This window comes from Atopomonas sediminilitoris (assembly GCF_022601735.1).
Classification (GTDB): domain Bacteria; phylum Pseudomonadota; class Gammaproteobacteria; order Pseudomonadales; family Pseudomonadaceae; genus Atopomonas; species Atopomonas sediminilitoris.
This window is the reverse complement of sequence record NZ_JAKUMM010000006.1, coordinates 248,382-268,248: the sequence shown is the minus strand read 5'-3', so window position 1 is coordinate 268,248 and position 19,867 is coordinate 248,382. Positions and strand designations below refer to the sequence as shown.

Genomic DNA, 19,867 nt, shown 5'->3' with positions numbered 1-19,867 from the left:
AGGGCCTTGTTAGCCAGTGTTTGCTTATGACCGCCTCCGTGATTGATCTTAACCAGATGTCCGTCAGTGCTGCGCTGGCGCGTGCGGTATTGCACGCCGCTGAGCGTTTGGGCTTGTGCGCGGCGGATCTGCAAGCCCAGTGCGAACTGAGTGCCGAGGCACTGCAAGACCCCGACGGGCGTATTCCTTTTGCCCAGCAACAGCGCCTCTGGCAAGTGGTGGCCGAGGCCGTGCCAAGCGCCACGCCGGGGTTGGCGATTGGGCAAAATTTGGGACCTGGACCATTCAGCGGTTTGGGTTATTTGCTGCTCAGCAGCAATACGGTGGCGTGCGCGGTGCAGGCGGCGCTGCGTTATCAGCGCCTCGCCGGTGAGGGCGGTACCTTGCTGTTGTTGCAAGAGCCCAATCAATGGCGCTTGGCCTATCAGCCGTTGCAGCCGCAGAGCATGGCGACGCGCACGCGGGTGCAGGCGCTGTTTTGCGCCATCGTGCAGTTGCTAACCCAAGCGCTAGGCGCGCCGGTGGCGGTGGCGGCGCAGTTTGCCGAGCCGCTGTGTCAGCCGTTGGCGGCCTATCAGGCGGTGTTTAGCGGCGGCGTCAGCTTTGCCGCCGCGCAAGATGCTTTGGTGTTCAGCAATGCGGTACTGCGCCAGCCGTTGCCGCAGGCTAATCACGCGTTGGCGCAGGTGCTGCGGCAGCATGCCGATGCTTTGCTCGCGCAGTTGCCGGGCGAAAGTGTGCAAGCGCGCGTGGTGGCGTGGCTCAGTAGTCAATTAACCCAAGGCGAGCCGGATCGGCGTGAGTTGGCGCAGTCGCTGGGCATGAGTGAGCGCACCTTGCAGCGTCGTTTGGCCGAAGCCGGCAGCAGTTATCAGCAGCTCTTGACCGACACTCGACGAGAGCTGGCGCTAGGCTATTTACAACAGCCGGCGTTATCGGCCAGTGAGATTGCCTTGCTGTTGGGCTACGCCGAGCCGAGTGTGTTTTTTCGCGCGTTTCGTCAGTGGACGGGCTTAACGCCGGGCGAGTACCGCCGGCGCCACTGAGGCTTTTTCACCATCGCCACGATAACGACGCAGCGCCGGCTGTCGCCAGCAGGCCAGCAACAAACCACCCAGCAACAACAGCGCACACACGCCCAAGCCGTGGCTCACCGGCCAAACTTCTAGCGCCATGCCTGCCAGTAAGCCACCGGCCGCCGGTACTACTTGGCTGGTGATGGTGTAGATGCTGAGTAAGCGCCCGCGCAATGCTGGGCTTCCTTCGTGCTGCAACAGGGCAACGATCAGGCTGACCATCAGGCCCGCGCCCATGCCGTTGAGAAACAGACACGCCAGCGCGCTAGCCAAAGACAGTTGTTGGCTTAATAGCCCCAGCGCCACGGCGCTGATTAAGCCGGCGGCAAATAAGCTGCGGCCGTGACCAAAACGACGCGCCAACGGTAAGGCCAAGGCGCCACCGAGCAGCAGGGCTAAGGCCAAGCTGGCCAGAAACAGCCCACGTTGCAGTTCGCTTAATTGCAGCACTTGCTGGGCAAAGCGCGGCAGCATGACTTGCAGCGGCCCCATCGCCGCGTACACCAACATGGCACTCAGTAGCGCCTGCGCCAGCAGGGGCGTGCTGCGGGCATAGCGCAGGCCTTCGCGAATGCGTGACAGCACCGAGCCGTGCCCGCCGAGCGGGCTTACCTTCAGCCCCAGCAGTAAACACACCGCCGTGGCGAACAGCAGCAAACCACTGGCATGCACCAAGGGCCAGCCACCGGCGATGCGCATCAAGGCCAGTAGCAATGGCGCTAAGCCGAAGCCGAGCATCACCAGAGCGTTAAATAACACCGCCAGCGAGGCTTGGCGCTCGCCGGCCAAGCGGCCGAGCAACGCCATGCGCGCAGGGGCGAGTAGCGCCCAGCCGACACCGGTTAACGCGGCGCCGCTCAGGAAGATGAGTTTGGCCCACGCCGGTGGCGCGTAATGCGCCACGGCCAACAGCGATAGCGCACCGATAAACGCCGCGTGCGCGCACTGGGCTACGCGTTGCGGCGAGTGCTGATCACACCACGCACCGGCCGGCCAGCCGAGCAGCAGTGGCACACCAAAGCACAGGGCAAAGCCAAGGCCGGCCAGTGCATCGCTGTGCCACACGTCTTGCGCGTACAGAATCACCGCGTAATTGGTCAGGTGGCCGGCCAAAAAGCCGGCCAAACACGCAATGAAAAAACGCTGCAAATCCCAACGGCTGTACGCGTGCATGGTGTTTAGTCGCCGGGGGTCAGTTCGATCAGGGTGGGTTGGCCGTCTTCAATCTGCCAACTGGGGAAGGCGCCGTTGCTGGTGTACACGCGGCCATCGTCAGCAATCTCGACGTCGCGGGTAAAGCTCACGCGTCGCGGCAGCGGGAAAGTTTGCCAGCGCTGGCTGGCGATATCCAGCCGCAGCAAGGTGTCTGAGGCCGTGCCGGTGACCCAAACCTGCTGGCGGGCGCGGTCGACGTTCAACGAGTAGGGGGTTTCCACCTGATTGAGCGCGCTGGGCAACGGGTAATCGCTGAAGCTCCCATCGGCGGGGTGATAGCGCACGATTTTGGCCTCTGGGAAGGCGGCAATCCACACATCGCCCACGGCATCCACCCGCAAGCGGCGCGGGCCACGGAAGGGCGTATCGATCATGCTCACGCTGCCGGTTTTAGGGTCGATCACGCCGATGGAGTCCGCGTGCAGACGGGCAAACCACACCTTGCCATCGGGCGCGATGTCGATGCCATAGGGCAAGGGCATGCCGCTGACGCGTTCATCCACCGGCAGCCAGTGCATGGGCAGGCCCCAGTTCATCAGGCGGCGCACAATGCCGTTGAGCGACAAGCCAATGGCCTCTTTATTGCTGCGCGCCGGTAGCTCATAGGTGGTGAAGGTTTTGCTGGTGCGGTCAAAGCGGCCCACTTGGTTCGACAGCGCGAGGGTAAACCAGACGTTGTCGGCGTCATCAATGCGCACGGTGTGCGGGTATAGGCCGTCGTCAAAATAATGCGTGGTGAAGGTTTTGCTGACCGGGTCGAACTCGAACAAACGTTGCTGCAGCGACGGGGTGATGAAGATATGCCCGTCTTTGCGCGATTCGGCAAAAGAGTGAATGCCGGCGGTGGTTTCCAGCTTGGGGTAGGTTTTTAGCCGTCCGCTGAACAGACCGCCGATCTCGTCATCGGCGTCGACCGGGGTTTTGTAGACCACGGTTTGACCGCTGACGGGGTCGATTTCCCACAGGCGATCTTGCAGGTTGTCGCCGACATAAATCTTGCCGCTGGAGTGCAACAGCAAGTCGTGCATTTGCGAGAAGGCATCGCCAATCGGCCATTCGCGCACCTGCGCTTGGCTTAAGTGCGGCTCCCACGCGGCGGCGCGCAGGACTTTTTCTGGCTGCTCACGCAGGGTCTTGTAGCCTTGGGCGAACACTTCGATCAGGCGTTGTTGCTGGTCGCTGGCTGGGCGGGCGCCATAGCCGATCATGCGTTCCAGCACTTGCTGCCACTCTTCTTCGCTGCGCTCGCGGCGCATGAAAAAGCTGCCTTGCTGATGGCAAAAGCCACACTGCTCCAGTGCCGTTTGTTTAAGTTGCTCGTCACCGCCAAAGTCCAGTGCGGCAAACCAGGCGTGGGCCGGTTGCTGCGCGGCAAGGGCGGCGGGGTCGGTTTCGTTGATCAGGGTAAGTGTCAGCTGGGCATCGCTGGCTACGCCGCTGAGCTGCTGATCTTGAAAGCCTGGGCGGCGCAGGCGCAGGTTGAGCGGTAGCGCCTCGGGGTAGGCGATCTGCAAGCGGCCGTCTGCCCCGGTAAAGCCGGTGATTTCTGGGCTGATTTGCTGTCGGCTGCCGGCGCGCGGGTAGCCGTTGTCATCGCCGGCGGCGCGCAGCGGGCGCTCGGCTTTGAGGGTCAGCATGGCTTGGGCAACGGGCTGGCCTTGGGCGTCGCTGACGTGCACCTCCAGCGCGCTAGCCGGCAGGGCTAAAGACCAGGGTAGGGCGGAGCAAAGACTGAGCAGAAGATGTTTACGCATGGGCTACTCCTTGCGCGTCGAGAAAGGCGAGAAAGGCTTCACGGCTGCTGTAACGTGGGGTGTAGGCAAAAGCTTGCTTCAATTGCTGATTAGCCAGCACCGGACGGTAGCGCAGAAAGTCCACCTGCTCGGGGCCGTATTGGCTTAGGCGCAGCGGCTTAAGCAGGGCGAGCAAGCCTTGCACCAGTATGGCCGGCACCGGCAAGTAGGGCTTACGCAGCAATTGGGCGATGTCGCGTAGGCTCAAGGCACCGTCACCAGCCAGATTAAAGATGCCGCTGCTTTGCTCGCGCAGCCCTTGCAGCAGGATGTTGACCACGTCCTCATCCCAGATAAACACAAAGCGGCTGTCGCTGCCGTGAATGCCCATCACCACCGGCTTCTTAAACAGGTCGGTGATCTGGTTATTCACGTGGCGCCCCAGCACGGTGCCGGGGCGCAAGATCAGCTGCTTAAGCGCGGGGTGTTGGGCGCGGTAATCGGCGAGTAAGTCTTCGACTTCACGCTTGTGTTTGGCATAGGCAAATTGCGCATGCCCGCGCAGTGGTGCGTGCTCGTCCAACCATTCGGCATTGTCGGCGCTGTAGCCGTAGGCTGCACCTGAACTGGTGACGATGAACTGCTTAACGTGATGCGCCACGGCGGCGTCGAGTAGGTGCTGGGTGCCCCCCACATCAATCGCGTGCAGACGGGCTTCGCTCATGCCCGGCGGCGGGGTAACCACCGAGGCCAAATGCACAATGGCATCGGGGGCATAGGCTTTCACGGCGCCGTGCACCGCCTCGGCTTGGCTGACATCCAGCGCGATGCCTTGCACGCGATGCTGGCTCTTGGGCGCGGTTAAGTCGGCGGCTAAGACGTGCCAGTCGGGTTGCTCAGTGGCGATGGCGTTGACCAGTTGACGGCCGATAAAACCGGCGGCGCCGGTGATTAAGATGCGCATGGGTATGTTCCGTAGACTGCTTGTGGCGACACTGCGTTAAGGTGGATACGGCCCAAGCACGCTGTGGTGCGGTGCTTGGGTTGAGCTTGGGTTGAGCTTTGAGCAGTGCGGCGATTAACTCAGCGCCTGTTTTGGCGCACTGCGACGCCACCAAAGAACCAATAACAAGCCCGACACAATGTGCCAGGTGCCCCACAGAGCGGCGATCAGCGCCATGTCAGCTTGGCCGCCAAACTGGGTGAAGATCAGCCCCAAGGCGAGGCCAGAGTTCTGCATGCCGACCTCAATCGTTAGCGCGCGGCGGTCATACGCAGGCAGGCCAAAAGCCCAAGCGCTGGCCGCACCCAACAACAAAGCGCTGGCGTTATGCACAATCACCACCAGCAACAAACCGCTGAGACTGGCGAGCAACAGTTGGCGGTTGCCGATCATCGCCAGCAGCAAAAACAGCACAAACGCCAGCAAGGTGAAGCGCTTAAAGGCGGGCAAAATGCGCGCGGTGAACTGCGGGGCGATATGCCCTAGCGCCATGCCTAAGAGCAGCGGCAAGACCAGCATCAGCAACAAGCCGCTGAGTAAGTCGCCATTGCTGACCTGCAGGCTGCTGAGTTGACCTTGCAAGAACGCCGCGGTGTCGGGGTTCATGCCGCTGGTCAGGGCAAAGTTCAGCGGCAGGCTGAGCATCGCGCCCAAGCTCGAGAGGCTGGTGACACTCACCGACAGCGCCGTGTTGCCGCGCGCCAAGTGGGTGATCACGTTGGATAAATTACCGCCCGGGCAGCACGCCACGAGCAGCAAGCCCAGCTCAATGCCGGGCGGCAACTGCAGCGCGAGGGTGGCCAGCCACGTCGCCCACGGCAGAATCAAACATTGCGCCAGCAAGCCCGCCAACACCGGCAGCGGGCGGCGCAGCACATAACGAAAGTGCGCCACGCGCAGCTCTAAGGCTACGCCGAGCATCAGTGCGGCCAGTAATAGGCCTAACCACAGTTGTTGATCAGTGTCGTAATGCATGGCTCAGTCAGCGTGAGGGGTCATGTCACCACACTAGGTCAGTGGCCCGCGCTGCGCTATGACAGAGACGGACAAGCACTATGACCAAAGCTGCCAACACGAAGCTGCGTCGCGCTTGTCCGCTCAGGTGAGATCAGAAAAGAGACTGGCTGCGGCGAGAGGGTTGTGCGCAGAGCGCTGTAAAGGGAGGGCAGCGCAGAAAGCGCGGCGAAGAGAGCGCAACAAAGAGAGTGCGACAAAGAGAGTGCAGCAAAGAGCATGAGCGCGAAGGCGGATTTGGATGAAACAGAACACGAGCGTGTCAGGCCGACACGCTCGCTATCGCTGGCGCTTACTGCGGGTTGGCGTGTTCGACCGAGATGGCCATGGCTTCGGTGATTTGCAGCACCACTTCTTTGCCTAGGCTGGCGTCGCTCAACGGTACATCGGGGCGTACGTCGACTTTGCGCAGGCTACCGTCGGCAAACTGCAAAATCGCGGTGTGGTTCGCCTCGTCGATGGCGCGCACTTCGGCAATGTGCTGGGTCTGTACCGCAGCCATCACGTTGGGGGTGCCGGTGGCGGCTTTGCCCAGCATCACCACGGCGCTGTCGCTGTCGCCGCTGTGCTTGTCGCGCACATGCACCACCAGCTCTTCGATGAAGGCGACTTTGACCTGATCACCCTTAACGATGGTGCTGAAATTCTCCGCGGCCTCGCTGACTTTCAAGGTCTGCACATTACCGCTTGGGCCGCGCAGGGTCAGGGTGCGGGCTTGGTAGTCGACCTGTTCTACGCTGGCCAGCATCACCGCGCGCTGGGTGGTCACGCCGCCGGGCACGCCGCTGACGTAGGCTTGAGTGGTGTTGCTGACGATGCCTTCTGGCGCAGTGTTATCGACGCTTGAGGTTGCACAGGCGCTGAGCAGGCTAACGCTGGCGGTCAGGGCGACTGCTTGTAGGGTGCGGCGTGAGTTCATAAGCAATGTCCTTGCTAAAAGGTGAGGTACCACGCGTGGCGGTACAGGCACGCCGCGCGGCGCTATAGCGTACAAGATTATGCCGCCAGGGTGCGCACTTCTGCCTGCAGAACGCCCAGCCAGACGGCGCTGCCGGAGGCGCGTAAGTCAGCGGCGCTACGATTTAAGCAATCGCAGATAAGCGTTACCTCGGCGCACTGCACCTGGTAGCGCACGATGTTGCCCAGCAGTTGGCGGCTCAGTATGCGGCCTGCCAAGGGTGTGCCCCAGCGCGGGTCGGCCTGCGGGGTATCGAGCAGCTCAATCGCTTCGGGGCGAATGGCGATAGCGCTGAGCGTGCTTCTGCCCAGCACGCTGGCAGCGGCGGCGCCTGCAAGCAGGTTGTAATGGCCGATAAAACCGGCGGCAAACGGCGACACCGGTGCGCTGTAGACGTTCTCGGCGCTGCCTTGTTGGATGATTTCGCCGCTGTGCATCAGCACCACGCGATCAGACAGGGTGAGCGCTTCTTCCTGATCATGGGTGACGAAAACGGTGGTCAGCGCCAACTCTTGCTGCAAGCTGCGGATTTGCTGACGCAAGCTGCGGCGGATGGGGGCATCCAGCGCCGACAGCGGTTCATCCAATAACAATAAGCGCGGCTGAATGACTAACGCCCGCGCCAAGGCGACGCGCTGGCGTTGTCCGCCCGATAGCTGGTGCGGCAGGCGTTTGGCAAAGGCGCTGAGTTCAACCCGCTCGAGCATGGTATTGACCCGCGTCGCGATCAGCGCCTTGTCGAGCTTTTGTTGCTTTAGGCCAAAGGCGACGTTAGCGAACACGCTGAGGTTGGGAAATAACGCGTAGTTTTGAAACACCATGCCAATCCCGCGCTGCTGCGGGGCAAGGCGACTGATGTCGTGGCCGTCCAGCTCGATGCGGCCTTGGTCGATATCGGTGAGGCCGGCAATGGTGCGCAGCAAGGTCGATTTGCCACAGCCGCTGGGGCCGAGCAGGCTGACCAGCTGGCCACGTTCAACGCTGAGATTCAGCCCGGCAAACAGGGTTTGGTCGGCGTAGCGTTTGTGCAGGCATTGAATATTGAGAAAGGCCATTAGGCGCTCCGGCTAAAACGGTTGGCCATCCACGTCAGGAGCAAGATGGCGAAGAAATAACTGATCACCAAGGCGCTGGTGAAGTGGCCGCTGTGGTTGCGCATGTTGTTCAGATACACCTGCAAGGTTTCGTAGCGGGTGCCGACCAATAAGTTGGCGAACACGAACTCGCCAAATAAAAACGAGAACGACAAGAACAACGCCACCAGCACGCCGTTGCGCAGGTTAGGCAGGATCACTTGGATAAACGCTTGCGGCGTGCTGGCGCCGAGCAGATGGGCGGCGTCGAGCAAGTCCCGCAACGGAATCGCCTTTAAGCTGGTGGCCATGGCTTGGTACATAAACGGTACCGTGAGGGTGAAAAAACAGGCGATGAGGATCCACGGCGTACCCACCAAGGGCAGCGGGCCGCCGGCGTACAGTTGCAGTAAGCCCACCGAGCCGACCACGGGCGGCACGGCGAAGGGCAGCAACATCAGCAGCTTCATGAGCTTGTCTAGCCACGGCCAGCGGGTGTGGGCAACCAAGGCCAGCGGTAAAATCAGCGCTAGGCTCAGCGCCAGCGCGGCAAAGCACAGCAGCAGGGAGCGAGCAAAGGCGGCGAGAAACCGTGGCTCGCCCCAGAGCTCGAGATACCAGCGCAGGGTTAAACCGTCCGGCAGCATGGTGGCGCCCCAGCGGCTGGCTAAGGAGTACAGCAAGGTGGCCAACAGCGGCAGCGCCAAGAGCCCGACCAACGCCCAGACGATCAGGGTGTAGTGGCGGTGTTGTGGGGACGGCTGATGGCTGTGATGACGACGTTGGTTAGTCTGGCGCATAGCGGCTCCGCTGCAACAGGCATTGGTTGACCACCGCGGTAAGCACCAGCATGCCGACCAACAGCATGGCCAAGGCGCTGGCCAGTTGTGGCTCAAGGTAGATATCGCCGGCGACCAAACTGGCAATGCGAATGGTCAGCAGGTTGAGGTTGCCGCTGGTGAGTGCATACGCGGTGGCGTAAGCACCCATGGCGTTGGCCAGCAAAATCAATAAAGTGCCGGCGATGGCCGGCCACAGCACCGGCAAACCGATGTCGCGCCAAAACACCCAAGGTGAAGCGCCCAGTAGCGCGGCCGCCTCTTGCCAGTCATCCCGCAAGGCGTCGAAGGCGGGGTAGAGCAGCAAGACGCCCAGCGGAATTTGGAAGTAGGTGTAAATCAGCAGCAGCCCTTGGGTGGAGTACAGGTTGAAATCATCCCCCAGCCCCCACTGGCGCAGCAGCAAGCTCAAGCTGCCGTTGAACCCCAGCAAAATAATGAAGGCAAACGCCAGCGGCACGCCGGAGAAGTTGCTGGTCATGCTGGCAAAGGCCAGTACGAGTTCACGCAGCCGGCTGCTGCTGCGATACAGCGCATAGCTGCTGAGGGCTGCGATGATTAAACCGAGCACGCTGGAGAGGGCCGAGACCCATAACGAGTTGCCCAGTGCTTGGCGCATAAAGGGCGAGCCTAGGGCCTCACGGAAGTGCCCCAGCGACCACTGCCCATCCACCAGCAGGCTGTTGACCGCGACCCACGCCAGCGGTGCCAGTTGAAACAAGCCAAACATGAGGAAGAACGGCAGCACGGCGAGCAAGGCGCCGAGGCTGCCGCGCGCAAGCCGGAGTCGCGGCTGGCGGCGTAAGGCGGTGTTGAGCGCGATGGGTTGGCTTAGCATGCGGTCGCCTCAGTCCCAGCTTCAGCCACTGTGCCGGCGAGCAGCTCAGGGCAACGCGGTTTGTCGTGGCTAATGGCTAACAAGTCCGCACATAAACCGCACAGTTCGGTCTGTTGTGGGGTGCTTTGGCTGGCGTGGTTGAAGGCCGAACCAATCAGGTACAGCGGCACGTCGCGTTCTTCAGTCAGTGTGCCGCCGTGGCTGCCGTCGTCATTCATGCCGTGGTCGCTGGTCAGCACAATTTGGTAACCGGCGGCGAGCCAGTCCGGCACAAAATCGGCCAGCAGGCTGTCGGCTTGGCGCGCCGAATTGCGATACGCGGCGCTGTTGAGGCCGTGCTGATGGCCCGCGTCGTCGATGTTCATCGGGTGCACTACCAGCAAGTCGGGCTGATAACGGCGCACCAGTTGTTCGGCATCCAGAAACACGTGGTCGTCGGGGTAGTCATCGCGCTGATAAAACAGGCCGTACTGAATCGGTAATTGATTATCGATGGTCAGGCGGTCGCGCTTGGCTTCAAACGGCGCGCGGTTATACAGCTCGCTGATCCAGTGATAGGCCGCCGCGGCGGTGCGTAAGCCTGCGCTCTGGGCTAAATGAAACAAGCTGGTTTGGTTGGACAGGCGTTGCACGCGGTTGTGGGTGACGCCGCTTTGGATCGGCGTGCTGCCGGTGAGGATACATTCGTACAACGGCCGCGACAGCGAAGGGAGTTCGCATTGCAGACGGTGGCTGCTGGCTAGTCCCGCAGCGCACAAACCTTGGACATAGCCCAAGGTTTGTTGCGCCACCGGCCATGCCAGCCCATCAAGGATGATCAAGATCACCCGGTGTGGGGCAGGCTGCATGGGTAGGCCTTACTGCAAATGAATAACGACGTGTTCTTGCCATTGACGCGGCAGGCGCTTGGCGCTTTGCTCCCACGCTTGCGTGTCGCGAATCGGACGGGCTTTGGCGTACTGCGCGTTGGGCAGCAGCTTGGCGGCCACATCCTCGGGCAGGGTCAGTTTGTCGGCGCGAATCGGACGGGCGTAGCCACGGGCTAAGTTGATCTGCCCGGCATCGCTGAAGATGTACTCGCGCGCTAACTTGGCCGCATTGGGGTTCTTGGCGAACTTGTTGATGATGGTGGTGTAGCCCGAGGTGACCGAGCCGTCACTGGGGATCACCACGGCAAAGCGCTCGCGATCGATTTGGTCGCGATAGCCCAAGGCGTTGAAGTCCCACAGAATACCGACTTCGACTTCGCCCTTCTCCAGATTGGCCACCACAGGGTTGTTCAGCGACAGGCGTTTTTGCTTGGCCAAGTCGGCGAACAAATCCAGTGCTGGGCTGAGGTCTTTTTCGTTACCGCCGGTGGCAAAGGCGGCGGCCAAGATCGCGTTATTGGCTTGCGAGGCAACGCCCACTTCACCGACGCTGACTTTGTAGCTGCCGCTGCGCAAGTCAGCCCATGAGGTTGGCGCCTGCTTGACCAGTTTTTTGTTGACGATAAAGGCAATGGTGCCGGTGTAAGCCAGCGCCCAGTGGCCGTCTTGGTCTTTGGCCCACGCGGGGATATCGGCCCAGGTGCTGGGTTTGTAAGGCTGGGTCACCCCTTGTTGCACGGCAATCGGGCCGAAGGCTTCGCCAACATCACCGATATCCGCCGTGGCTTGCTCTTTTTCGGCGGCAAACTTGGCCACTTCTTGCGCCGAGCTCATGTCGGTGTCCATGTGCTCAAGGCCGTAGTGCTTGGCTAAGTCTTGCCAGGTGTCTTTCCAGTTGGCCCATGAGTCAGGCATGCCCACGCTCGACACTTGGCCTTCAGCCCGCGCGGCTTGCTCCAGTGCGCTGAGGTCGGTGGTGTTGGCTAGGGCGAGGTTGGCGCTCAGGCTCAAGCCGAGCAGGGATAAGCTAAATAGCGATCGTTTGGCGCGTTGCATGGGTGGACTCCGTGTCTGGTCTAGGTCAGGACAGTGAGCTCACCTTAGAAAGCCACCATGACACTGGCGTGACGCCCAGATGGCAGTTGTGTAACGCGTGCTGCAGGGGCTTGTTGTCATCTGCTTGTCATGCCGCTGCGGCATAACAGGCCGCCGCAACACCCCACCCGATCCTAATGTTGTGCCGCTAAGGCTGGGAGAGCTCATGACTGCTGTGCAAAACCGAATCGCTGCGCCGAGACAGGCGGTATCGCAAGTGGCGTCGATTCGTCGAGCCTTGTTGGCGCAGATTGCTCAAGGCTTGCCTGAGGATGGCCGTTTGCCGGCGGAGCGCCAGTTGAGTGAGCAGTTCGCCACCACACGCATCACCTTGCGTGAAGCCTTGCTGCAGTTAGAAGCCGATGGCGTGCTGTACCGCGAAGAGCGGCGCGGTTGGTTTGTGGCGCCGCCACGGCTGCACTATGACCCAACCGCCCGCGGCTACTTTGAGCGCATGGTGCGTGAGCAGTCGCGCATCCCGCATACACGGTTGCTGCACGTCGAAAGCATGGCGGCTACGCCAACGATTGCTGCTCTGTTAGACATCGAGCCGCTGGCGCCGGTGTACATGATTCGCCGCGCGCGCAGCATTGATGGCCGCCGCGTGTTGTTTGTTGAGCACTACTTAAACTCGGCTTGTTTTCCGCACTTTGAGCGCTTTGGTGATAAGGCCTTAAGTCGCTCATTGACCGAGCTGTACCGGCGTTATTACGACATTGAGTACGGTCGCGTGCGCTTTGAAATCACCCCTGCGGCACTGCCAGAATTACCCGCGCGCGTGCTGAAAGTCGCCGCCGGCAGTCCCGCGTTGTATGTGCAAAGGGTGAATGCCGACCAACACGGGCGCTGGATTGATTGCGATCTGGAGTATTGGCGGCAAGACGCGATCAAGGTGTGCATCGAGGCTTAAAACCGGCACCTAAAACCTGCGTGCTAAAACTAAAAAAGCGCCACTGCTGCGATCAGCACAGGGCGCTTTTTGGGGCACAGCCACGAGGGGGACTTATTTGTGCATGGCGCGCTGTTTTTCGCGCGCCCAGTCGCGGTCTTTTTCGACCGCGCGCTTGTCGTACTCTTTTTTACCTTTGGCCAGCGCGATTTCGCACTTCACCAAGTGCTGCTTCCAGTACAGCGCTGTGCACACGCAGGCGTAGCCTTTTTGCTGCACGGCGCCAAACAGCTTGTCTAGCTCGTTCTTTTTCAGCAGCAGCTTGCGCGTGCGGATGGGGTCGGCAATCACATGGGTGCTGGCTTGCGGCAGTGGGGTGAAGTGCGCCCCCATCAGCCATGCTTCGCCATCTTTCAGCAAGACATAGCTGTCGACCAGCTGTGCTTTGCCGGCGCGCAGGCTTTTGACTTCCCAGCCAGACAAGGCGATGCCGGCCTCAAAGGTCTGCTCGATGAAGTAATCGTGTTTCGCCTTCTTATTAAGGGCGATGGTCCCCGTAGGGTGTTTCTTTTGTTTAGCCATAGGGCGCGCATTATAGGCAGGCGATGCGCTTGCGCCTAGTCGGATGACGGCCTGCTTTGCTTGTCGGCCATGGTCATTTTCTGGACAATGCGCGGTTTTCTTGCTCCGACTGGAGAATGACATGGCGGGTGACAAGGCAGTGGCGCAAGTGTGGGCCAGCCGTTGGGTGTTTATTTTGGCGGCGACTGGCTCGGCCGTGGGCTTGGGCAATATCTGGAAATTCCCCTACATGACTGGCGTTTACGGCGGCGGCGCGTTCGTGCTGATGTATTTGCTGTGTATCGCGTTGGTCGGTATGCCGGTGATGCTGGCCGAAACCATTATCGGTCGCCGGGGTCGTCATAGTCCTGTGGTCAGCTTGCAACATTTGGCCGCCGAGCAAGGCGCCAGTTCGCGCTGGGCCTATGGCGCGGTGATGGGCTTGGTCTGCGGTCTGCTGATTTTGTCGTTTTACAGCGTGGTGGCCGGTTGGTCGCTGAGCTACATCATCGATATGGGCAAGGGCACGTTTAGCGGCATCTCCGGCGAACAAGCCGGTGCAGCGTTTGGCGCGCTGACCGCCGACCCAGTCAAGCTGATTCTCTTTCATACCGTATTCATGCTGATGACGGCGTGGGTTATCACCCGCGGCGTGGTGGCCGGCCTTGAGCGGGCGCTGCGCTGGATGATGCCGGTGTTGTTCTTGCTGCTGCTGATTTTGCTCGGCTATAGCCTGACCACCGGGCACTTTATGCAGGGGGTGGAGTTCCTGTTCCATTTTGATCCAGCCAAAGTCAGCGAAGGCTTATTGCCCGCGTTAGGCCATGCGTTTTTCACCTTGAGTGTGGGCGTCGGCTCGATCATGGCTTTCGGTGCTTACATGCCGCGTCGTGCGCCCGTTGGGGCCACCATTCTGACGGTTGGTTTGTTGGATACGGTGGTGGCGTTGGGCGCCGGCTTGGCGCTATTCCCTATCGTGTTCGCCGCTGGGCTTGAGCCGGGCGCAGGGCCGGGGCTGATGTTTGTCACCTTGCCGGTGGCCTTCGGCAATATTGCCTTTGGCCAAGTGATGGGTGTGGTGTTCTTTGTGCTGGTGGCCGTGGCCGCCTGGAGCTCGTCGATCTCAATGCTAGAACCTGCCGTGGCGTACTTCAGCGATCGTCATGCCGGTGGGCGTGTGCGTTTTACCTGGCTGCTGGCGCTGGTGTGTTGGGTGCTGGGGATCGGCACCGTGCTGTCGTTTAACCAGTGGGCTGAGCTTAAGTTTTTTGTCAGCGGCAGCGATGGCTTTGCGCTGTGGGCGTGGGGTGTTGAAGGCGGTAAGACCTTTTTTGATCTGGTCGACTACCTCACCAGTCGCATCATGTTGCCGCTGGGTGGCTTGATCTTCGTGTTGTTTGCCGGTTGGATATTGGGCCGCGCGGTGCTGCGTGAAGAGCTAGAAGTGCAGCATCCGCTACTCTTAAATGGCCTGCTGCTGTTGCTGCGCGTGGTTGCGCCGGCGGGCATCTTGGTGGTGTTTGTCACTGAGTTGCTGAAATGAGGGTTAACCCATGATGTGCATTCAGCGTTCCGCCCTGCTGCCGTTGCCGGCGCAGGTGTTATACGACTTGGTGAATGATGTTGCGCGTTACCCCGAGTTTTTGCCGTGGTGCTCGGCCAGCCAAGTGCTGGAGAACAGCGCCGAGCAAATGGTCGCGCGCTTAGACATTGCCAAGGGCGGCGTCAGCCAAAGCTTTGTCACCCGCAATGTGTTGGTGGCTGGCGAGCGCATCGAAATGAACTTGGTTGAAGGGCCTTTTTCGCGCTTAAACGGCGTGTGGCATTTCAAAGCGCTGGGCGAGCAAGCGTGCAAAATCAGCTTGGATTTGTCTTTCGACTACGCCGGCGCGCTGGCTAAAGCCACACTGGGGCCTTTGTTTAATCAGGCAGCTAACACTATGGTGGATGCCTTCTGTCAGCGAGCGAAACAACTGCATGGCTGAGTCCGAAATCAGCGTCGAAGTGGCCTACGCCACGCCCGAGCGCCAAGAATTGGTCAAGGTGAAAATCGCCCACGGAGCCAGCATGCTGGATGCCGCACGGGCGGCAAACCTGCAGCGGTTCTTTCCGCAGTTGGATGTGGACAGCGCGCCGATGGGCATCTTTGGTAAGGCGGTGGCTAAGCCCGAGCAGCGCGTCTTGGAAGAGGGCGAACGGGTGGAGATTTATCGTCCACTGATCGCCGATCCCAAAGAGGTGCGTAAGCAACGTGCGGCCAAACTGGCGCAAGAAAAGGCCGCCGAGAAAAATAAAGCCTAGTCAGCAACGAGCACGGCGCCCTCGCTTAGTCGGGGGCGTTGTCGTTTTTGCTGGGTTCGTGACGGCTGGCCAAGCGCTCTAGCGCCGCCTTTAGCTTGGGATCGCTGATGACGTCGGCGGCCTCATGCAAGGCTTCGGCGGCTGCCGGGGTGCGGCGGGCAGAATGTGATACGCGTGCCACCTGAGCGGATCGAGGATGTACCTTGATCAGAATTTTGGTTAAGGTTGCGAATTCTTTTGTCGCTTGTAGCTGGCGCAGCAGTCGCTGTTCCTGAAAGCGTAGACGCGTCGCCCAATGGCTGTTGTCGACCACGATCAACAATCGGCCGTTGTGTAGGTTGCCCACGTGGCAAAACGGGCGCGCTGCTGGCTGCAAGCATTGCTCCAGTCGAGCTTGGTAATGCTCAACTTGGGCAGCCTGTTTGATCATTGATTGCAGGGCACCCTGTTTTAGCAGGTGTTTGAGCCCTTTTGCATCCAGCGGACGGAATCCCATGGCAGGAAGCCTTGTGACGAAGTACTTACGCGGCATGCTAGCAGAAGACGCTAGCCGCGCGGCGTAAGACACAACGAGGTTGAATGCATGCAGGTCATCATTCTTAGTCGTCGTGGCAGCAACTCCACCCATATCAGTGGGCGTTGGCTGGGCGTATCGGCCTTACTGGCCAGTAAATTAGTGTTGGCACTGGGTTTAACCAGCGGTTTGTTGCTGGCGCAGTGGCAAAACAGCCAAGCCGTTGGCGGCGATGGCTTAGATGTCGCGATGGCATTGCAATTTCAGCGCGAAAACGTGCGTGAAGCGCGTGCGGATGCGCAGCGTCAGCTGGATGCCTTGGCCGTCCACATGGGGCGCCTGCAAGCGCGCATGATGCGTGTGGATGCCCTCGGTGAGCGCTTGGTCGATATTGCCGAGCTGGACAGCACAGAATTCGATTTTGCTTTGGACGTAGCCCAAGGTGGCCCGGCCGAAGAGTTGGAAAACCTGCCGGCCTACGCGCCGCCAAGCTTTATGGAAACCTTGAGCGAGCTGGAAAACCGCCTCGGCGAACGCGAAATGCAGCTCGATTTGCTTGAGTCCTTGATGGCCGAGCGCAGCATTACCGAAGCCAGCACCTTGGCCGGTCGTCCGGTGAGCACCGGTTATATCTCGTCGCCGTTTGGGCGCCGGGTTGATCCGGTGACGGGGCGCTCCAGCATGCATAAAGGTGTGGACTTTGCCGCGCGTGCCGGTACCGACGTGGTGGCAGTGGCTGCGGGCGTGGTTACCTGGTCTGGGCGTCGTCCGGCTTATGGCAACACGGTTGAGTTAACCCATGCCGATGGCTACGTGACGCGTTACGCGCACAACCGCAGCAATACGGTCAAAGTGGGTGATCTGGTGCAGTCGGGTCAGCAGATTGCGCATGTCGGCAGCACCGGTCGCTCTACGGGTAATCATGTCCATTTTGAAGTGTTCAAAAATGGCCGCTTGGTTAACCCATCCAGTTTCATTGCACGCAGCTCGCTCAATCCCTGATTCGATAACCGGCCTGACGAACGCGCAGGTTCCGGTTAGAATGCCTGCCTCATTCAAGCCTTGTGGCTTCGGCTGGGCGCGCGGACGCGCCCTTTCCCTCCAATCTGTGGAAAGCCTTATACGTCATGTTTGCCCCTCTGCTGAGAAAAGTCTTCGGTACTAAAAACGACCGTGAACTCAAGCGCATGTCGCGCCAAGTCAAAGTGATCAACGCGATGGAAGAGCAGTTGATTGCCTTGGATGACGCCGCGCTGCGTGCCAAAAGCGAAGAGTTTCGCCAGCGCTTAGCCGCTGGAGAGACGCTGGACGCCATCCTGCCGGAAGCCTTTGCGGTGTGCCGCGAGGCCAGTAAGCGGGTCATGGGCATGCGTCACTTCGATGTGCAGTTGATCGGTGGCATGACCTTGCATGACGGCAAGATTGCCGAAATGCGCACCGGTGAAGGTAAAACCTTGGTCGGCACCTTGGCGGTGTACCTCAACGGCTTGAGCGGCAAAGGCGTGCACGTTATCACCGTGAACGAATACCTAGCGCGTCGCGATGCCAATTGGATGCGTCCGCTGTATGAGTTCTTGGGTTTGAGCGTGGGTGTGGTTACCCCCATGCAAGATCCGCAGGAAAAGCGCCAAGCCTATGCTTGTGACATCACCTACGGCACCAACAACGAATTCGGGTTTGATTACCTGCGCGACAACATGGCGTTCAGCTTGGAAGATAAGTTCCAGCGTGGCCTGAACTTTGCCGTGGTCGACGAAGTGGACTCGATCCTGATCGACGAAGCCCGTACCCCGCTGATCATCTCCGGCCAAGCCGAAGACAGCTCGCGCTTGTACGAAGCCATGAACAAGCTAGTGCCCACGCTTGAGCGTGGCACCGTCGAAGAAGAAGGCCAGCCGGGTACGCCAGGCCACTACACCATCGACGAAAAGACCCGCCAAATCGAAATCACCGAGGCCGGTCACCAGTTCATCGAAGACATGCTGACCTCTGCTGATCTGTTGCCAGAAGGTGAAAGCCTGTATCAGCCGCAGAACCTCAGCTTGCTGTCACACGTGCTGTCAGCGCTGCGTGCGCATGCGCTGTACCATCGCAACGTTGAATATATCGTGCAGAACAATCAGGTCATGCTGATTGACGAGCACACCGGCCGTACTATGCCCGGTCGTCGCTTGTCAGAAGGTCTGCACCAAGCGATTGAGGCCAAAGAAGGCTTGCCTATTCAGGCAGAAAGCCAAACCTTGGCCTCGACCACGTTCCAGAATTACTTCCGCCTGTACACCAAGCTGTCCGGTATGACCGGTACCGCCGACACTGAAGCCTTTGAATTCCGCCAAATCTACAGCCTCGACGTGGTGGTCATTCCCACGCACAAGCCGTTGGCGCGTAAAGACGGCAATGATTTGGTGTACCTGACCGTTGAAGAAAAATACCAAGCGGTGATCGCCGATATTCAAGCCTGCCAAGCGGCTGGGCGTCCGGTGTTGGTCGGTACGGCCTCGATTGATGCCTCCGAATACTTGTCGAGCCTGCTGGTGAAAGCCAAGGTTGAGCACAAAGTACTTAACGCCAAGTTCCACGAAAAAGAAGCCGAGATCATCTCGCAAGCCGGTCGTCCGGGCGCGGTAACAATCGCCACCAACATGGCCGGTCGTGGTACCGATATTTTGCTCGGCGGCAGCTGGGAAGCCGAAGTGGCGGCGCTGGAAAACCCCAGCGACGAGCAAGTCGCCCAGCTCAAGGCCGAGTGGCAGCAGCGTCATGCGCAAGTGCTGGAAAACGGCGGCTTGCACGTGATTGGCTCCGAGCGTCACGAGTCACGCCGTATCGACAACCAGCTGCGCGGTCGTGCCGGTCGTCAGGGTGACCCAGGCTCAAGCCGTTTCTACCTGTCGCTGGAAGATAACCTGATGCGCATCTTCGCCTCCGATCGGGTGAAGAACTTCATGAAGGCACTGGGCATGCAAGGTGGCGAAGCCATCGAACACCGCATGGTCACCAACGCCATCGAAAAAGCGCAGCGCAAAGTGGAAGGCCGCAACTTCGACATTCGTAAGCAGCTGCTGGAATACGATGACGTCGCCAACGAGCAGCGCAAAGTGGTTTACCACATGCGCAACAGCTTGCTGGAAGCCGAAGACGTGGCGGGCACTATCGACGAATTCCGCGCCGAAGTGCTCAACGGTTTAGTCGATCAATACCTGCCGCCGCAATCGTTGCCCGAGCAGTGGGATATCGAAGGCTTGCAGCAAGCGCTGCGCGCCGAGTTCACCCTCGACTTGCCGGTACAGCAGTGGTTGGACGACGACGATCACCTGCACGAAGAAACCTTGCGCGCCAAGTTGCTGGATCTGGTCACCGAAGATTATCGCGAGAAAGAAGAGCTCGCCGGTGCTGAAGCCCTGCGCAGCTTTGAAAAGCAGATGATGCTGCGGGTGCTGGATGACCTGTGGAAAGAGCATCTGGCGACCATGGATCACCTGCGTCACGGTATTCACCTGCGTGGCTACGCGGCGAAGAACCCCAAGCAGGAGTACAAGCGCGAGTCGTTCAACCTGTTCCAAGAAATGCTTGAGCAGATTAAGCGCGACGTGATTCGAGTGCTGGCTCACGTGCAAGTGCGCCGCGAAGACCCGGCCGAAGAAGAGGCGCGCATGCGTGCCGAAGCTGAAGCCCGTGCGCGCAGCATGCAGTTCCAGCACGCCGCTGCACCGGCCATGGTGGGCGGTGATGAGGGCGATGCCGAAGAAGGCGATACCCCGGCGCAAGAACCCGTGCGCAACGAACGCAAGGTCGGCCGTAATGAGCCGTGCCCGTGCGGCTCGGGGAAAAAATACAAGCACTGTCATGGCCAAATTGACTGATTGATGCCAGTGTGATGACACCGCAA

The 19,867-nt window shown here is 60.2% G+C and carries 19 protein-coding genes; 7 read left to right on the top strand and 12 right to left on the bottom strand.

Annotated features, from left to right (window positions below; genetic code table 11):
• Positions 1-26 precede the first annotated feature (26 nt).
• Positions 27-1,046, top strand: a complete 1,020-nt coding sequence (locus MKI83_RS11335) for an AraC family transcriptional regulator (protein WP_241586077.1) — start codon at positions 27-29, stop codon at positions 1,044-1,046.
• On the opposite strand, the gene MKI83_RS11330 is transcribed toward MKI83_RS11335, so the two are convergent.
• The 10 genes from MKI83_RS11330 to MKI83_RS11285 all read right to left on the bottom strand — a co-directional run bounded on the left by MKI83_RS11330 (position 1,014) and on the right by MKI83_RS11285 (position 11,674).
• The gene (locus MKI83_RS11330) at positions 1,014-2,249 is read right to left on the bottom strand and encodes an MFS transporter (protein WP_241586076.1); all 1,236 of its coding nucleotides are present in this window, start codon (positions 2,247-2,249) and stop codon (positions 1,014-1,016) included. The two genes, MKI83_RS11335 and MKI83_RS11330, sit on opposite strands and share 33 nt — an antisense overlap.
• A 5-nt stretch (positions 2,250-2,254) precedes the next feature.
• Positions 2,255-4,045 carry a virginiamycin B lyase family protein gene (locus MKI83_RS11325; protein WP_241586074.1) on the bottom strand — a complete coding sequence of 597 codons (1,791 nt, stop codon included), beginning with the start codon at positions 4,043-4,045 and terminating at the stop codon, positions 2,255-2,257.
• On the bottom strand, positions 4,038-4,988 hold the full coding sequence (locus MKI83_RS11320) for an NAD-dependent epimerase/dehydratase family protein (RefSeq protein ID WP_241586072.1): 951 nt from the start codon (positions 4,986-4,988) through the stop codon (positions 4,038-4,040). The genes MKI83_RS11325 and MKI83_RS11320 overlap by 8 nt, the downstream gene beginning before the upstream one ends.
• Before the next feature lie 114 nt (positions 4,989-5,102).
• Positions 5,103-6,002, bottom strand: coding sequence for a bile acid:sodium symporter family protein (locus MKI83_RS11315; RefSeq protein ID WP_241586070.1), 900 nt, complete (start codon positions 6,000-6,002; stop codon positions 5,103-5,105).
• Positions 6,003-6,333: 331 nt separating this feature from the next.
• Positions 6,334-6,960, bottom strand: coding sequence for a hypothetical protein (locus MKI83_RS11310; RefSeq protein WP_241586068.1), 627 nt, complete (start codon positions 6,958-6,960; stop codon positions 6,334-6,336).
• 77 nt (positions 6,961-7,037) lie between these two features.
• Positions 7,038-8,054, bottom strand: a complete 1,017-nt coding sequence (locus tag MKI83_RS11305) for an ABC transporter ATP-binding protein (protein ID WP_241586066.1) — start codon at positions 8,052-8,054, stop codon at positions 7,038-7,040.
• On the bottom strand, positions 8,054-8,872 hold the full coding sequence (locus MKI83_RS11300; RefSeq protein ID WP_241586064.1) for an ABC transporter permease: 819 nt from the start codon (positions 8,870-8,872) through the stop codon (positions 8,054-8,056). Before MKI83_RS11300 ends, MKI83_RS11305 begins: the two co-directional genes overlap by 1 nt.
• Positions 8,859-9,641 (bottom strand): ABC transporter permease, encoded by a 783-nt coding sequence (locus MKI83_RS11295; RefSeq protein WP_241586285.1) that lies wholly within the window; start codon positions 9,639-9,641, stop codon positions 8,859-8,861. Before MKI83_RS11295 ends, MKI83_RS11300 begins: the two co-directional genes overlap by 14 nt.
• Before the next feature lie 101 nt (positions 9,642-9,742).
• Positions 9,743-10,597, bottom strand: coding sequence for an alkaline phosphatase family protein (locus MKI83_RS11290; protein ID WP_241586062.1), 855 nt, complete (start codon positions 10,595-10,597; stop codon positions 9,743-9,745).
• Positions 10,598-10,606: 9 nt separating this feature from the next.
• On the bottom strand, positions 10,607-11,674 hold the full coding sequence (locus MKI83_RS11285; protein ID WP_241586060.1) for an ABC transporter substrate-binding protein: 1,068 nt from the start codon (positions 11,672-11,674) through the stop codon (positions 10,607-10,609).
• A 205-nt stretch (positions 11,675-11,879) separates the two neighbouring features.
• On the opposite strand from MKI83_RS11285, the gene MKI83_RS11280 reads away from it, so the two are divergent.
• Positions 11,880-12,623 carry a UTRA domain-containing protein gene (locus MKI83_RS11280; protein WP_241586058.1) on the top strand — a complete coding sequence of 248 codons (744 nt, stop codon included), beginning with the start codon at positions 11,880-11,882 and terminating at the stop codon, positions 12,621-12,623.
• Positions 12,624-12,716: 93 nt separating this feature from the next.
• Here MKI83_RS11280 and smpB read toward each other — a convergent pair whose 3' ends face one another.
• Positions 12,717-13,184 (bottom strand): SsrA-binding protein SmpB, encoded by a 468-nt coding sequence (gene smpB, locus MKI83_RS11275; protein WP_241586056.1) that lies wholly within the window; start codon positions 13,182-13,184, stop codon positions 12,717-12,719.
• Between the two features lie 121 nt (positions 13,185-13,305).
• On the opposite strand from smpB, the gene MKI83_RS11270 reads away from it, so the two are divergent.
• From MKI83_RS11270 to MKI83_RS11260, 3 genes are read left to right on the top strand one after another with little or no spacing between them, the layout of a single operon-like run.
• Complete coding sequence (locus MKI83_RS11270) at positions 13,306-14,706, top strand: sodium-dependent transporter (RefSeq protein WP_241586054.1); 1,401 nt, start codon at positions 13,306-13,308, stop codon at positions 14,704-14,706.
• Between the two features lie 10 nt (positions 14,707-14,716).
• Complete coding sequence (locus MKI83_RS11265) at positions 14,717-15,148, top strand: type II toxin-antitoxin system RatA family toxin (RefSeq protein ID WP_241586052.1); 432 nt, start codon at positions 14,717-14,719, stop codon at positions 15,146-15,148.
• Complete coding sequence (locus MKI83_RS11260) at positions 15,141-15,464, top strand: RnfH family protein (RefSeq protein WP_241586050.1); 324 nt, start codon at positions 15,141-15,143, stop codon at positions 15,462-15,464. Before MKI83_RS11265 ends, MKI83_RS11260 begins: the two co-directional genes overlap by 8 nt.
• A 25-nt stretch (positions 15,465-15,489) precedes the next feature.
• Here the strand turns inward: MKI83_RS11260 and MKI83_RS11255 are convergent, their stop codons facing one another.
• Positions 15,490-15,960 carry a DciA family protein gene (locus MKI83_RS11255; RefSeq protein WP_241586048.1) on the bottom strand — a complete coding sequence of 157 codons (471 nt, stop codon included), beginning with the start codon at positions 15,958-15,960 and terminating at the stop codon, positions 15,490-15,492.
• Between the two features lie 87 nt (positions 15,961-16,047).
• Between MKI83_RS11255 and MKI83_RS11250 the strand changes: the two genes are divergently transcribed.
• Together MKI83_RS11250 and secA are read left to right on the top strand one after the other, a co-directional pair.
• The gene (locus MKI83_RS11250; protein WP_241586045.1) at positions 16,048-16,980 is read left to right on the top strand and encodes a M23 family metallopeptidase; all 933 of its coding nucleotides are present in this window, start codon (positions 16,048-16,050) and stop codon (positions 16,978-16,980) included.
• A gap of 125 nt (positions 16,981-17,105) precedes the next feature.
• The gene (gene secA, locus MKI83_RS11245) at positions 17,106-19,841 is read left to right on the top strand and encodes a preprotein translocase subunit SecA (RefSeq protein ID WP_241586043.1); all 2,736 of its coding nucleotides are present in this window, start codon (positions 17,106-17,108) and stop codon (positions 19,839-19,841) included.
• The last annotated feature ends 26 nt before the right edge of the window (positions 19,842-19,867 follow it).